Origin of the sequence: Streptomyces sp. MNU76, from assembly GCF_020982545.1 — a bacterium.
Classification (GTDB): Bacteria; Actinomycetota; Actinomycetes; order Streptomycetales; family Streptomycetaceae; genus Streptomyces.
The window spans coordinates 473,677-488,035 of sequence record NZ_JAJKLK010000001.1 but is presented as its reverse complement, the minus strand read 5'-3'; the positions used below and the strand labels follow the sequence as shown (position 1 = coordinate 488,035).

Annotated in this window: 10 protein-coding genes and 1 pseudogene; 7 read left to right on the top strand and 4 right to left on the bottom strand. The window is 72.0% G+C overall.

What is annotated here, in order from left to right; translation table 11 throughout:
• Nucleotides 1–19 precede the first annotated feature (19 nt).
• From E4N62_RS02145 to E4N62_RS49220, 6 genes and pseudogenes are all read left to right on the top strand, one after another.
• On the top strand, nucleotides 20–1,069 hold the full coding sequence (locus tag E4N62_RS02145; protein WP_230211676.1) for a glutamate ABC transporter substrate-binding protein: 1,050 nt from the start codon (nucleotides 20–22) through the stop codon (nucleotides 1,067–1,069).
• A 67-nt stretch (nucleotides 1,070–1,136) separates the two neighbouring features.
• A complete protein-coding gene (locus E4N62_RS02140) occupies nucleotides 1,137–2,462 on the top strand; it encodes a hypothetical protein (RefSeq protein ID WP_230211675.1) in 1,326 nt (441 codons plus the stop codon).
• Nucleotides 2,459–5,260 (top strand): serine/threonine-protein kinase, encoded by a 2,802-nt coding sequence (locus E4N62_RS02135; protein ID WP_230211674.1) that lies wholly within the window; start codon nucleotides 2,459–2,461, stop codon nucleotides 5,258–5,260. Before E4N62_RS02140 ends, E4N62_RS02135 begins: the two co-directional genes overlap by 4 nt.
• Entirely contained in the window at nucleotides 5,261–6,580 is a 1,320-nt protein-coding gene (locus tag E4N62_RS02130) for a PP2C family serine/threonine-protein phosphatase (protein WP_230211673.1), read from the top strand.
• A gap of 142 nt (nucleotides 6,581–6,722) precedes the next feature.
• Complete coding sequence (locus E4N62_RS02125; RefSeq protein WP_230211672.1) at nucleotides 6,723–8,069, top strand: VWA domain-containing protein; 1,347 nt, start codon at nucleotides 6,723–6,725, stop codon at nucleotides 8,067–8,069.
• Between the two features lie 145 nt (nucleotides 8,070–8,214).
• A pseudogene (locus tag E4N62_RS49220) lies at nucleotides 8,215–9,911 on the top strand (FHA domain-containing protein).
• A gap of 89 nt (nucleotides 9,912–10,000) precedes the next feature.
• Here the strand turns inward: E4N62_RS49220 and E4N62_RS02110 are convergent.
• Nucleotides 10,001–10,981, bottom strand: a complete 981-nt coding sequence (locus E4N62_RS02110; RefSeq protein ID WP_230211671.1) for a methyltransferase domain-containing protein — start codon at nucleotides 10,979–10,981, stop codon at nucleotides 10,001–10,003.
• A 125-nt stretch (nucleotides 10,982–11,106) separates the two neighbouring features.
• On the opposite strand from E4N62_RS02110, the gene E4N62_RS02105 reads away from it, so the two are divergent.
• The gene (locus E4N62_RS02105; RefSeq protein ID WP_184893993.1) at nucleotides 11,107–11,520 is read left to right on the top strand and encodes a globin; all 414 of its coding nucleotides are present in this window, start codon (nucleotides 11,107–11,109) and stop codon (nucleotides 11,518–11,520) included.
• Between the two features lie 6 nt (nucleotides 11,521–11,526).
• Here E4N62_RS02105 and E4N62_RS02100 read toward each other — a convergent pair whose 3' ends face one another.
• From E4N62_RS02100 to ettA, 3 genes are read right to left on the bottom strand one after another with little or no spacing between them, the layout of a single operon-like run.
• Nucleotides 11,527–12,219: a hypothetical protein gene (locus E4N62_RS02100; RefSeq protein ID WP_230211670.1), complete on the bottom strand. Its 693-nt coding sequence runs from the start codon at nucleotides 12,217–12,219 to the stop codon at nucleotides 11,527–11,529.
• Nucleotides 12,216–12,626 (bottom strand): thioesterase family protein, encoded by a 411-nt coding sequence (locus E4N62_RS02095; protein ID WP_230211669.1) that lies wholly within the window; start codon nucleotides 12,624–12,626, stop codon nucleotides 12,216–12,218. Before E4N62_RS02095 ends, E4N62_RS02100 begins: the two co-directional genes overlap by 4 nt.
• A 6-nt stretch (nucleotides 12,627–12,632) precedes the next feature.
• Nucleotides 12,633–14,297, bottom strand: a complete 1,665-nt coding sequence (gene ettA, locus E4N62_RS02090) for an energy-dependent translational throttle protein EttA (RefSeq protein WP_184893987.1) — start codon at nucleotides 14,295–14,297, stop codon at nucleotides 12,633–12,635.
• Nucleotides 14,298–14,359: the final 62 nt, after the last annotated feature.

The window sequence follows — 14,359 nt, the reverse complement described above, 5'->3', positions numbered from 1 at the left end:
GGCGGCGGGAGGAGGCACGGTGGAAGGGCTCGCGACACGTGCGGTACGGCGCCTGCGGGCCGGCCTCAGTGGTTGGGGCGGCGTGGGCGCGATGGCGGTCCTCTGCGCCCTGACCCTGGTCTTCGCCCTGGTGCTGCCGGTGAAGAGCACCCGCAGCGACGGCGGGACGGGCACCGGGGGTCAGGGCATGGCCCGGGGTACACAGGTGCGGGCCGACGACTGCAAGACCATGAAGGATCCGGAGAACAAGAGCCTGCGGCCCTCCTCCGACGCGTCCGACAAGGCGATCGAGCGCATCGAGAAGAACGACTACATCACGGTCGGCGTCGACCAGAACAGCTATCGCTGGGGCTACCGCGACCCGAACAGCACGAACGACGACGCCCGACTGGAGGGCTTCGACATCGACATCGCCCACCGCATCGCCGAGGAGATACTCGGCGACCGGGAGAAGGTGCGGTTCAAGGCGATTCCCACCAGCCGACGCATCCCCGCGCTCCAGGAGGGGGAGGTCGACATGGTGGTCCGCACGATGACGATCAGCTGTGACCGCATGCGGGATGTCGCCTTCTCCCAGCCGTACTTCAAGACCGGGCAGCAGATCCTGGCCCCCAAGTCCTCGACGATCAAGGGCTACGGCGAGACGCTGGCGGACAAGAAGATCTGCACGGCGGACACTTCCACCGCCTGGTCCACCCTGAAGGCGGGGAAGGGATCGGGGAAGCTGCCCGACTCCACCGACATCTCCCTGACCGTTCCCAATCAACTCGACTGCCTGGTAAGGCTCCAGCTCGGCCAGGTCGACGCCGTGGTCACCGACGGCGCCCTCGCCGCGAGCCAGGCGGCGCAGGATCCGACCGTGAAGCTGGTGGGCGAGCCGTTCACCACCGAGTACTACGGCGTGGCGATGAACCAGGAGGACACGGATCTGGTACGCCGGGTCAATCAGGTGCTGGTGGACTACCTCAAGGACGGCTGGCAGGACTCCTACGACAAGTGGTTGTCCGAGACCCTCGGGCCGGACCTGGCGCGGTCCAAGCCACCCGCACCCCAGCAGTACAGAGACTGACGTACCGGGACCGACGTACGAGGACCGCATTCAACTGACGGACACCGACAGCAGCGAGAGGTGATCGATGGGCGTCGCGGGATCCACCGGGCCGGTGATGGACCGGGACGAGGTGGACCGTGCGCTCGCGCGGCTCGGCGCGGAGCACGAGGCCATCGAGACCTCGCTGCTCGCCCTCCAGGACCACGCGGGCCGCAGACTGCTCGAAGGCGCCGAGCTGACCGGCGTCACCAAGGAGCGCTGGACCGCCGCGGACGCGTCGATCACGCTGCTGTGGGCGTACTTCGACGCGTACACGGACGCGTTGCACAACGCCCGGCAGATCCGTTCGCGGCGCCGCTGGTCCAGCCGTGAGGACCTGGTGGAGCTGACCGAACTGCTGCGCGGCGAGGCGGTCACGGTCGCCGGCTCCGCGACGGCGATGGCGAACGCGCCGACACTGCAGGGCACGAACCGGCTCAGCGAACAGTTCTCGCTGGTCACGCTCGTGGACCGGATGAACGACCTGTACGCGTCCTCGCTGGACATGGTCGTGGCCGCCGACGCGGTGTGGTCCGCGCTGCCCGCCAGAATCGATCTACTGGCCGCCGAGCTCCAGCGCACCCGTCAGCTCGCGCACTCCGTGGGCGTACGCCCCGGCGAGCATCCGGCCGGGGACGACCTGGAGCGGATCACCCGCACCCTGACCCGGCTCCGTGAGCAGGTCGTCTCGGACCCGCTGGCCTTCTGGGTGCCCGCGCCGGGCAGTTCGGCGCCCGGTGGCGGCCGCCCGGACACCTCCACGTACGACCGTGAGGCACGGGCCCTGGAGGACGTGCGGCGGGAGATCGAGGCCGTGCTGACGGTCCGGCAGGACGCGGAGGCCCGGCTGGTGAAGCTGCGGGACGTCCTCAGCCGTGCGGACCGCACGCTGGCCGAGGCGCGCAGCGCGCGCGGTGAGGTGCTGGCGAAGATCGCCGCGACGGAGGTGCCCGTGGTGAGCGGCCCGCCGACGGTGCTGCAGGAGCAGTTGGCGATGGCGGCCGAGTACCGCAGACACGCGCAGTGGCACCGGCTCTCCCCGCTCCTGGAGTCGTTGGAGCAGAAGGCGGACGACGAACTGCTGCGGGCCCGCGAGTCGTTGACGGCGGTCACCGCGCCGCTGGCGGTCCGCGCGGAGCTGCGCGGCCGCCTCGACGCGTACAGGGCGAAGGTCGCGCGGCACGGCTTCGCGGAGGACTCGCTGCTGGTGGAGCGGTACGACGCGGCGCGCCGCATGCTGTGGAGCGCCCCGTGCGACCTGCGGGTCGCCGAGATGGCGGTGCTGCGCTACCAGCAGGCGGCCACCGAACTGCTGGGCCAGTCGGTGCCGGTCCCACGTGCGCCGCAGGACCGGAGGGAGGAGCAGTCGTGAGTCAGACGCAGGAGACCCCGGCGGGTGAGGAGACGCCGCGGCAGTCGTGCCAGCGGCCCGGGTGCTCGGGTGCGTACGAGGACGTGGGCGGCGGCGAGCTGTACTGCGACGAGTGCGGTCTCGCGCCGGTCGTCTCGGCGAGCGGCATGGTCAACTCCCCGCCCACCGGCATCACCGGGGGCGGGCGGGGCTCGCGCGGCTCCGGTTCCGGCAGCTCGCGCTCCTCGCGCACGTCCGGGCGCTCCTCGCAGTCCCGGCGCTCGGTCTCCGGGCGGCTCTCCCGTGCCCTGTCGGGGCGGTCGACGGGCCGTTCGGTGTCGGTGCGCAGCTCCGGCAAGACCTCCGGCACCTCGGGGCGGGCGCGGCTCGGCGTGGGTCTCGTCCAGGTCCCGGACGTGCCGCGTCCCGACCCGCGTTCGATGGTGCTGGAGACCGCCGAGGTGCCCGAGCGGAAGCGGTTCTGCTCGCGCTCCGACTGCGGGGCCCCGGTCGGCCGGTCGCGCGGTGACCGGCCCGGGCGCACGGAGGGCTTCTGCACCAAGTGCGGCCACCCGTACTCCTTCGTGCCGAAACTGCACGCGGGCGACATCGTGCGCGGCCAGTACGAGGTGGTCGGCTGTCTCGCGCACGGCGGTCTGGGCTGGATCTATCTGGCCATAGACCGGGCGGTGTCGGACCGCTGGGTCGTGCTGAAGGGCCTGCTGGACACGGGCGACCAGGACGCGATGGCCGCAGCGATCTCCGAGCGCCGCTTCCTCGCCGAGATCGAGCACTCCAACATCGTCCGCATCTACAACTTCGTCGAGCACCTCGACCAGCGCACCGGTTCGCTGGACGGGTACATCGTCATGGAGTACGTCGGCGGCAAGTCGCTCAAGGAGATCGCCAACGGCCGCCGCACGGCGGACGGGCGTCGCGACCCCCTCCCGGTGGAGCAGGCGTGCGCGTACGGCATCGAGGCCCTGGAGGCATTCGGGCACCTGCACAGCCGGAACCTGCTGTACTGCGACTTCAAGGTCGACAACGCGATCCAGACCGAGGACCAGCTCAAGCTGATCGACATGGGCGCGGTGCGCCGGATGGACGACGACGAGTCGGCCATCTACGGCACGGTCGGCTACCAGGCTCCCGAGGTCGCCGACGTGGGCCCGTCGGTCGCCTCCGACCTGTACACGGTCGCCCGCACGCTGGCGGTCCTCACCTTCGACTTCCAGGGCTACACGAACGTGTTCGTGGACTCCCTGCCCGACCCCGACAACATCGAGGTCTTCCGTCAGTACGAGTCCTTCTACCGGCTGCTGGTACGTGCCACCGACCCCGACCCGGCCCGCCGGTTCGCCTCCGCGCAGGAGATGTCGGAGCAGCTGACGGGTGTGCTGCGGGAGGTCGTCTCCCTCCAGACGGGCCGGGCCCGGCCCGCCCTGTCGACGATCTTCGGGCCTGAGGTACGGGTCACGGACACGGAGTTGTTCACGAAGCTCGACGGGGACGTGTCCAGGCTGGGGGTGCGGCGCGACAAGGTCACCAGGAAGAACGGCGGTTCGCCTTCCGGTTCCCTTGCCGGGAACGGCGGTTCGCCTTCCGGTACGCCCGCCCTGCTGACCGGCGGCGCGGCCGTCCCCGCCCGGCTCACCCGGCAGCTCGACACCGCCGCCGCGGCCCTCGCGCTGCCCGTGCCGCGCGTGGACCCGGGGGACCCGAACGCCGGGTTCCTGGCGGGACTGATGACCTCCGCCCCGACCGAGCTGATCACGGCGCTGCACGCGGCCCCCAGCGGCTCGCTGGAGCTGCGGCTGCGCGAGCTGCGGGCCCGGCTGGAGATGGCCGAGTTCACGATCGCCCTGGCCACCCTGGACGCCTTGGAGCGGGACCACCCCGACGACTGGCGGGTCGTCTGGTACCGGGGCGTGGCCGCGCTCGCCACCGGCGACCACGAGAACGCCGCGCTGTCCTTCGACGCGATCTACGACGCCTTCCCGGGCGAGCCGGCCCCCAAGCTGGCCCTCGGCCTGTGCGCCGAGGTACTGGGGCAGTTGGACAACGCCGCCGAGTACTACCGCCTGGTGTGGACGACCGACCCCAGCTTCGTGAGCGCCGCGTTCGGGCTCGCCCGGGTACGGCTGACCGCCGGGGACCGGCAGAACGCCGTGCGGACCCTGGAGTCCGTACCGGAGGCGTCGATCCACTACACCGCCGCCCGGGTCGCCGCCGTACGGGCCCGCCTCAGACACCGCGCCGAGGCGACGCTCGGAGCGGGAGCCGGGGCGGGCGGAACCGGATCGGGCGACATCGGGACGGGCGGAACCGGGACGGCGGGGGCCGCCACCCCGGGGACCGCGACGGCCGGGACCACGTCTCCCGGGGCCGACCCGTCCGGAACCGTCCCGACTGCGGCCGGAGCGTCCGGAGCCGTCCCGACCGGGGCCGGACCGTCCGGAACCGTCCCTTCCGCGGCCGCGCCGACCGGAGCCTCGCCCGAGACGGCCTTCCTGGACGACCTGACCGCGGCCGCCGGGCAGGTCGAGGCGCTCGGCGGGTACGGTCTGGACGCCGTGCGCCGCGAGCAGTTGTCCACAGAGGTCCTCGGCTGCGCCCTGGACTGGGTACTCTCCGGAGGCCAGGGCGCCCGCCCCCCGGCCGGCGAGCGGGTGCTGCTGGGCAGCACGCTGGACGAGCGCGGCCTCCGCTTCGGACTGGAGCGGTCGTACCGCACACTGGCCCGGCTCGCCCAAGGCGGCGAGGAGAGGATCGACCTGGTGGAACGTGCCAACCGTTACCGCCCCCGGACGTGGGTGTAGTTGATGTCGCAGATGCCCCAGCCGACCGCGCTGACGAAGTGCCCGATCTGCGAGTGGCCCCTCGCATCGGACGACCGCTTCTGCGGTGCGTGCGGCCATGACCTCTCGGCGGCCCCCGCACGGCCGCAGGACCAGCCGACCCTCACCATGAACGGGACGTCGGGCGCCGCGCCCGACGAGGCGGCGCCCGTGGACTGGCCCGTCGCCTCCGAACCCAGCACCGACACACCCCCGCCGGTGGTCCGCCCCACCGACATCCAGGGCACCGACTCCGGCGGCGGTGAACTGCCCGGACCGGGACGGGGCGTACGGTTCGACCGGCCCCGCGAGCCCGACGAGTACCCGCTGGCCGCGCCCCAGCCGCCGGACCCGCGCACCACCGACCTCGCCACCCCGCCGGCCGGTATGAAGGTGTGCGTGGCCTGCCGCGCGGGCCACGTCGACCGGGACGGCTACTGCGAGAACTGCGGCCACGCCCAGCCCCGCGAACGCGACCACATGGAACTGGAGTTGGGCGCGGTCGCCGCGGTCAGCGACCGGGGCCTGCGCCACCACCGCAACGAGGACGCGTTCGCGATCTCCTCGACCGCGCTGCCCGACGGCTCCCCCGCGGTCGTCGCGATCGTCTGCGACGGCGTGTCCTCCGCGACCCGCCCCGACGACGCCTCGCTCGCCGCGGCCCGCGCCGCGGGCGAGACGGTCCTGGAGTCGCTGCCGCGCGGCACCCACCCGCAGCAGGCCATGCACGACGCGATCGTCGCCGCCGCGAGCGCCGTCAACGCGCTGGCGGAGGAGCCGGAGACGGCCCAGGAGCATGCCCCGCACCAGAACGCGCCGGCCTGCACCATCGTCGGCTCGATCGTCACCCCGAGCCTGCTCGTCGTCGGCTGGGTCGGCGACAGCCGCGCCTACTGGGTGCCGGTGGACCGCAGCGCGCCCCCGGCCCGGCTCACCGAGGACGACTCATGGGCGGCGCAAATGGTGTCCGCGGGACTGATGAACGAGGCCGAGGCGTACGCCGACGAGCGCGCCCACGCGATCACCGGCTGGCTCGGCGCGGACGCGTACGAACTGGAGCCGCACACCGCTTCCTTCAAACCGGACCGGCCGGGTGTAGTGGTGGTGTGCACCGACGGGCTGTGGAACTACGCCGAGGCCGCCGAGGAGATGGCCGAGGCCGTGCCGCTGGACGCGGCCGAGCGGCCGTTGCGCTGTGCGCAGGTCCTGGTGGGCCGCGCTCTCGACGGGGGTGGCCACGACAACGTAACAGTGGCGATCCTGCCGTTCCCGGCCCCTCCTCAGGGGGCAGGATCGGCCTGAGGGTGCTCGCGGGCCGGATGTTCGCGGGCGCCCCGGCGGCCGGACGGGAAGGGCCGACGGACCGGAGGGGACCGGTCCGGGTACGGGCACGCACAGTCATCACCCCACGTGCTGTGGGGCCGCTAGGGGGATCAGAGTAGGCATGGCCAATTTCTCGAAGTCGAACGTGCCGCAGTTCTCGGTCGAGGTGTACCAGAACGAGTACCTGCCCGAGGGCGGCCGCGAGGTGAACGCCATCGTGACGGTCAGCGCGACCGGCGGCGGCACCATCGGCAGCGCGGTCGCCGCGCCGCACCTGTACTCGCCCGGGCAGGGGCCCTCCGCCGCCGTGGCGCTCATGGTCGACTGCTCGGGGTCGATGGACTACCCGCCGACCAAGATGCGCAACGCCCGGGACGCCACGGCCGCCGCGATCGACACCCTGCGCGACGGCGTCCACTTCGCGGTGATCGACGGCACGCACGTGGCCCGGGAGGTCTACCCCGGCGGCGGCCGACTCGCGGTGGCCGACTCCGCCACCCGGGACCAGGCCAAGCAGGCTCTGCGCAGGCTCAGCGCGGGCGGCGGCACCGCCATCGGCACCTGGCTGAAGCTCGCCGACCGGCTGCTCGCCTCGGCGGACGTCGCCATCCGTCACGGCATCCTGCTCACCGACGGCCGCAACGAGCACGAGTCGCCCGAGGATCTGAAGGCCGCGTTGGACGCCTGTGCCGGACGGTTCACGTGTGACGCGCGTGGAGTGGGCACCGACTGGGAAGTGAAAGAGGTCACGGCCATCGCCTCCGCACTGCTCGGCACCGCTGACATCGTGGCCGACCCGGCCGCCCTGTCCGCGGACTTCACACAGATGATGGAGGCGGCCATGGGCAAGGAGGTCGCCGACGTCGCCCTCCGGGTCTGGACCCCGGTCGGGACGAAGATCAAGTTCGTGAAGCAAGTGGCACCCACGGTCGAGGAGTTGACCGACCGTCGCACCGAGGCGGGACCGCGCGCCGGGGACTACCCGACCGGCTCATGGGGGGACGAGTCCCGCGACTACCACGTGTGCGTCGAGGTCCCGGCCGCCGACCTGGGCCAGGAGATGCTGGCCGCCCGGGTCTCCCTCGTCATCCCGCAGTCGGACGGCAGCGCACAGAACCTCGGCGCCCAGGGCCTGGTGAAGGCCGTGTGGACCGACGACATGGTCGCGTCCACGTCGATCAACCCCCAGGTCGCGCACTACACGGGTCAGGCCGAACTGGCACAAGTCATCCAGCAAGGTCTGGATGCCCGTAAATCCGGCGATTTCGACGGAGCAACGGCCAAGCTGGGGCGGGCCGTTCAGCTCGCCAGCGCCTCGGGGAACGCGGATACTGCCAAACTGCTTGCGAAGGTGGTGGACGTGGTCGACGCGGCGACAGGTACTGTGCGACTGAAGGCGAAGGTCACGGAGGCCGACGAGATGACTCTCGAGACACGGTCGACAAAGACTGTTCGTGTAAAGAAGTAGCTGCAAGCAAACAGGAAACACCCGGAAACACCGCTGCACAGAGCCTGGCTCCCCCACCGGGGATCCGGACGGAAGCGGCCACACCGGCCCGTCGTGGCCACAGGAACCGGCCGTGAGGCCGGAAAGGAGAGGGGGAAGCGCCGACATGCCGACCTGCCCGAACGGACACCAGTCGGGTTCCGACGACTGGTGCGAGGTCTGCGGTCACCGTATGGCCGGTGCCGTACCCCCGCCGCCTCCACCGCCGCCCCCGGGCGCCGGTTACGGTTACCCGCCGCCCGGCTCCTCCCCGCCTCCCGGCGCGGGCGGCCCGGGGGTCCCGGCGGCCCGGGACCTGGCGGTCCAGGGGGCCCAGGGGGTCCCGGTGGACGCCCGCACCTCGCCGCCGAGCCGGAACTCTGCCCGCAGTGCCGCACGCCCCGCGAGGGCGGCGCGCCCTTCTGCGAGGAGTGCCGGTGGAACTTCCTGACCAACACGGCGACGACGTACACGCCTGCCGCCCCGAGGCCCCCGGGTCCTGGTGGCCCCGGTCCCGGCGCCGGCGGGAATCCGGCGCTCCGCTTCCAGCAGCCGCCTCCGCCCTCCTACGGCGGCGGTGACGGGTACGACTACCAGAGCTCCCGCCCCTCCCAGGTGAACCGTCCCGCCGAGCCGATCCCGCCGGGACCGCCGTTCGGCGGCGAGCCGTCGGGCCAGGGCGGACACGGCGGGCACGCCGGTCAGGGTCCCGGTGGCCCCGGACGCCCGGGTGGTCCCGGTGGTCCTGGCGGCCCCGGTGGCCCGTCGGGGCCGGGAGGTCCCTCCGGGTTCGGCGGCGGACCTTCGGGCCAGCCGGGTCCCGGCCAGGGCGGTCCGGGGCAGGGCGGTCCGTCCGCGTTCGGCGGGGACCCGTCACGCCCCGGGGCCTCGGCCTTCGGTGGTGACCTCCCGGCCCGGCCCCTCGGGCTTCGGCGGCGATCCCTCCCGTCCCGGGCCCTCCGGCTTCGGCGGCGCCCCTCACGACCGGTTCCGCCGCCGCCCGGGCCCACGCCGGGTGGCCCCGGCGGCCCCGGTGGACCTGGCGGACCTGGCGCCTCCGGTTTCCCTGGCGGCCCGGGTGGTCAGGGTCCCGGTGGCGGTCAGGGCCCCGGTGATGGTCCCGGCGGCGGCGCGCCGCAGGCGTTCCAGCAGGCAGGAGCCACCACTCCGCCCGCCTTCCCGCAGGAGACCCGGCGCCCTCAGCCCGGCGGCCCGGGTTCCGGCGGCGGCCCCTCGTTCGGCGGTGACGACGACTGGGTGATCTCCCCGCCGTCGACCGGCCCGGGCGGATCCGGCGGCCCCGGCGGTGCGGGTGGGCCTGGCGGTCCCGGTGGCGCAGGTGCCCGTCCGGGTGGCTACGGCTATCCGCAGCCCGGTGCCACCCAGGCCCCGCCCGGCCCCGCGTATCAGCAGGCGCCGGCGACCTGGAGCGCGACCATCGGCCCCGACCGCGACTACTTCATGGCGATGATGCAGCGCTCGGGCCCGGAGGCCGCGGGCCTGAACCTGCCCGCGTACTCCCCGGAGCAGCGGCGCGCCCTCACCGGCAACCAGATCACCATCGGACGGCGCCGCCACTCCACCGGCGACACCCCCGACATCGATCTCTCGGTGCCGCCGGAGGACCCGGGCGTCTCCCACCAGCACGCGGTACTGGTGCAGCAGTCCGACGGCAGCTGGGCGGTCGTCGACCAGAACTCCACGAACGGCACCACGGTCAACGGTTCCGAGGACCCCATCCAGCCCTTCGTCCCGGTCCCCCTCCAGGACGGGGACCGGGTCCACGTGGGCGCGTGGACGACGATCACGATCCGCCGGGGCTGACCCGCCCCACCGGCAGTGCGACACCGCCCAGGGCCGACCGGACACTTCGGTCGGCCCTGAGCCGTCTGCGCCGGGCCGGCGCAGACGGCTCAGGGCAGCGGCCAGGCGTACGGACCCTCCGGGTCGTCCAGCCAGGCCCAGGCACGGTCGCCGCGCACCGTGATGCCGTACCGCTCGCGGGACGGCATCCCCTCGCGCTGCCACAGGGCGAGTGCCTCGTGCGGGTCGAGGCTGGCCGCCGTGAGAGCCAGCAGGAACCGGAAGAGCTCGTGGTCCCTGGCCCGGTGCGGCAGGCCGCCCAGATGCGGATGGACCGCTTCCGGCTCACTGCTGCCGCGCAGGGGCACGAAGTACGCGGAGGTGTGCAGGAAACGCCCCTCCGCGGTCTCGGCGTCCTCGACCCGAAGCCGCACCAGCCCCGTGGCCAGCGGCGTCAGGATGCGCGCGCCGGGGGTGCACTGGGCGAGCCAGGCGCGCGGGATCGAGTGCAGCGTGCAAGTCGCGATGATCCGGTCGTACGGCGCCCGCTCGGGCACTCCGCGCGCGCCGTCCCCGGTGACGACGGTCGGGTGGTAACCGGCGGCGTCCAGGTGCCTGCGCGCCGCCTCGGTGATGTCGGCGTCCAGATCGACGGTCGTGACCCGGTCGTCCCCGAGCCGGTGCGCGAGCAGGGCGGCGTTGTATCCGGTGCCGGCGCCGATCTCCAGCACCCGGTCACCGTCCTCCACCTCCAGCTCGGCCAGCATCTTCGCCATCAGCGACGGCTGGCTGCTGGAGGAGATCAGCTCCCCGTCCCGCACCCGCGTGGCGAGCGGCGTGTCCGCGTACGCGCCCCGCACCCAGCGCTCCCGCCGCCTGGGGTCGCGTTCCTCGCCCCACAGCCGCTCGAAGCCGCCCAGGGCACCCACGAAGTAGTACGGGACGAAGAGATGCCTGGGGACGCTCTCGAACGCCTTCCGCCACTGAGGGTCGGCGTCCCACGCCCCGCTCGCCTCGATCTCCCGCACCAGCGCCGATCGGGCCTCGGCGGCGAGGCGTTCCACATCGTGGTCCACAGTGTGCGTGCCCATACCTCCACTGTGCGGCCGGACGCCCCCGGAGGCGAGCACCCCGGCACTTCGGACCGGAATCAGCCGGTCCGCGCCCTTTCGGGATGGTCCTAAGCCTCAAGACCTCCGCCGCCACGTCTGAGACCATGGGGAGCGTGAATGAGATTCGGCGCGGCACGCTTCAGGAGCAGACCTTCTACGAGCAGGTCGGTGGCGAGGAGACCTTCCGGCGCCTCGTGCGCCGTTTCTACGAGGGTGTCGCCGAGGACCCGATCCTGCGGCCCATGTATCCCGAGGAGGACCTGGGCCCCGCCGAGGACCGCCTCACCCTGTTCCTGATCCAGTACTGGGGTGGTCCCACCACGTACAGCGAGAACCGGGGCCACCCCCGGCTCCGCATGCGGCACGCCCCCTTCACCGTCGACCGCGCCGCCCACGACGCCTGGCTGAAGCACATGCGCGACGCCGTCGACGACCTCGACCTCTCCGAGGAACACGAGCGCACCCTGTGGAACTACCTCACCTACGCCGCCGCCTCGATGGTGAACGCCCCGGGCTGAGCGGGTTCAGCGGACGCTGACGCCCAGCGTTCCCAGTCCCGCCCTGCGCACGGCGATCGACCCGTACGGTGTGCGCAGGCGGAGCCACGCGCCCGACGAGAACAGTCCCGGTGTCGCCGTCCCGGTCGTGCCGGACGCGCGCGGGGGGCGGAGGAAGCCGAGGGACTGTGCCGCGTGCACGGCCCGCACCGGCAGCGGCGTGTCCCCGACCGTCCGGGACCAGATCTCCCGCCCGATGCCGTCCAGCTCGGCCCGTGTACGGCGCTCGGGCGGCAACTCCTCGGTGCGGGACCGGAATTCACGTACCGCCGCGGAGACCATCGCCGCCAGCACGTCCGGTGCGGGCAGTCCCGCCTCCGGCCGCCAGCCGCCGCGCGGGGGGAGCACCCCGGCCCACGGCGGCCCGGTCACCGCTGCCGGGACGACCGCCGTGGCGCCCGGCTCGTCGAGGGACTCCAGGAGTTCACCGGCCGACACGGTCACGTCGAGGGTGACGTCGAGCCCGCTCTCGTAGGGCTTGGCGAGGCGCACGGCCCGGATCGCCAGGACCTCGAAGGACGGCGGCCGACCGAAGACGGCGAGCGCGGTGCCGGCCGCCTGAAGACGTACCGCGGCTCCACGGTCGTAGTGGAGCAGCCGGGAGAGGAAGGCCGCGAGATCCGCCGCCTCCCCCTCGTCGGCGAGGTGGAGCACCGTCATGCGGCGACGGCCTCCTCCTCGTCATCCCTGTACCCCTCCAGGAACTTGCGTTCCTCGGAGGTGATCCGGCGGGGCCGCTGTGTCGCGAAGTCGAACGGCACGATCACCGTGGAGGCCCGGACGTAGACCTGGTCCGGGTCCTTGACCTCGTAGGTGATCGTGAACGACGCCGCTCTTATCTCCGTGACCCACAGCTCGATGTCCACGGGCTGGTGCCGGTGGACCAACTGCCGCTTGTAGTCGATCTCATGGCGTGCCACCACGGACCCCTGCTTGAAGTCCTTCTCCGGGCGGAACAGGAAGTCGATACGGGCTTCCTCCAGGTAGCGGAGGAAGACCACGTTGTTGACGTGGCCGTACGCGTCCATGTCCGCCCAGCGCAGTGGGCAGCGGTAGATGTGCCGCAAGATCGATCAGCCCCGGGTCAGCTTCTTGTAGGTGGCGCGGTGCGGACGGGCGGCGTCCGGACCGAGACGCTCGATCTTGTTCTTCTCGTACGACTCGAAGTTGCCCTCGAACCAGAACCACTTGGACTCGCCCTCGTAGGCGAGGATGTGCGTGGCCACCCGGTCCAGGAACCAGCGGTCGTGGGAGACGACCACGGCGCAGCCGGGGAACTCCAGGAGCGCGTTCTCCAGCGACGACAGGGTCTCGACGTCGAGGTCGTTGGTCGGCTCGTCGAGCAGCAGCAGGTTGCCGCCGAGCTTGAGGGTGAGCGCCAGGTTGAGGCGGTTGCGCTCACCGCCGGAGAGCACCCCGGCCGGCTTCTGCTGGTCCGGGCCCTTGAAGCCGAACGCGGAGACGTAGGCGCGGGAGGGCATCTCGACCTGGCCGACGTTGATGTAGTCCAGTTCGTCGGAGACGACGGCCCACAGCGTCTTCTTGGGGTCGATGTTCTCGCGGCTCTGGTCGACGTAGGAGATCTTGACGGTCTCGCCGACCTTGATCGAACCGGAGTCGGGCGTCTCCAGACCCTGGATCATCTTGAACAGGGTCGTCTTGCCGGCGCCGTTCGGGCCGATGATGCCCACGATGCCGTTGCGCGGCAGCGTGAAGGAGAGGTCGTCGATGAGGACCTTCTCGCCGAAGGCCTTGCTGAGGTTGTTGACCTCGACGACCACGCTGCCCAGGCGGGGGCCCGGCGGGATCTGGATCTCCTCGAAGTCCAGCTTCCGCATCTTGTCGGCCTCGGCCGCCATCTCCTCGTAGCGGGCCAGACGCGCCTTGGACTTGGCCTGGCGGCCCTTGGCGTTGGAGCGGACCCACTCCAGCTCTTCCTTGAGGCGCTTGGCGCGCTTGGCGTCCTTCTGGCCCTCGACCTTGAGACGGGTCTGCTTGGTCTCCAGGTACGTGGAGTAGTTGCCCTCGTAGCCGATCGCGCGGCCGCGGTCGAGCTCCAGGATCCAGCCCGCGACGTTGTCGAGGAAGTACCGGTCGTGGGTGACGGCGACGACGGTGCCGGGGTACTTCGCGAGGTGCTGCTCCAGCCACTGCACGGACTCGGCGTCCAGGTGGTTGGTGGGCTCGTCGAGCAGCAGCAGGTCGGGGGCCTCCAGCAGCAGCTTGCACAGGGCGACGCGGCGGCGCTCACCACCGGACAGGTTGGTGACGGGCCAGTCGCCGGGCGGGCAGCCCAGGGCGTCCATGGCCTGCTCCAGCTGGGTGTCCAGGTCCCAGGCGTTCGCGTGGTCCAGGTCCTCCTGGAGCTTGCCCATCTCGTCGAGGAGCGCGTCCGAGTAGTCGGTCGCCATGAGCTCCGCGACCTCGTTGAAGCGCTTTAGCTTGCCCATGATCTCGGCGGCGCCGTCCTGCACGTTCTGCAGGACCGTCTTGGACTCGTCGAGCGGGGGCTCCTGCAGGAGCATGCCGACGGTGTAGCCGGGCGACAGGAACGCGTCACCGTTGGACGGCTGCTCCAGGCCCGCCATGATCTTGAGGACGGTGGACTTACCGGCACCGTTCGGGCCGACCACACCGATCTTCGCGCCGGGCAGGAAGCTCAGCGTGACGTCGTCAAGGATCACCTTGTCGCCGTGCGCCTTGCGTGTCTTGCGCATCGTGTAGATGTACTCAGCCAAGAGAAACCGTCCGGCAACTTGAGATCTGGCAGTGGGCAGTACCACCCATCTTGCCGCACGGC